This is a genomic window from Streptomyces colwelliae, assembly GCF_048158785.1.
Lineage (GTDB): Bacteria > Actinomycetota > Actinomycetes > Streptomycetales > Streptomycetaceae > Streptomyces.
Genome location: NZ_JBLTJC010000988.1, coordinates 1 through 403, shown reverse-complemented (window position 1 = coordinate 403; position 403 = coordinate 1). Strand labels below are relative to the sequence as shown.

Below are 403 nucleotides of genomic sequence, written 5' to 3'. Positions count from 1 at the left end.
GGCCGGGGGCGGTGCGGAAGACGTGGTCACAGGGAGGTTCTGCCTTTCTCTGAAGTCGCCCTGGGGGCGGGTCATTTGACGGCTCCGCCGGTCACGCCGGTGGCGATGTAGCGCTGCGCCACCAGGAGCAGCACGAGAGCCGGGACCGAGGCGAGGGTCGCGGTGGCCATCACCGCGTTCCAGTCGCTGACGTGGGAGCCGAGGTACTGGTAGAGGCCGAGGGTGACGGGCCGGACGTCCTCGGTCGTCGTCAGGGTCAGCGCGAAGAGGAAGTCGCTCCAGGTGAACAGGAACGTGAACAGCCCAGCCGTAATAAGGGCGTTCCTGCTCATCGGCAGGACGATCGACACGAACGCCCGCACCCCTGTCTCTTATACACACCTGACGCTGCCGACGAGGAAGC

General features: G+C 66.5%; 1 pseudogene. It reads right to left on the bottom strand.

Going from position 1 to position 403, the window contains the following annotated elements:
• Positions 1-71: 71 nt before the first annotated feature.
• A pseudogene (locus ACNFOC_RS55490) lies at positions 72-362 on the bottom strand (carbohydrate ABC transporter permease); the annotation flags it as partial.
• Positions 363-403 lie beyond the last annotated feature (41 nt).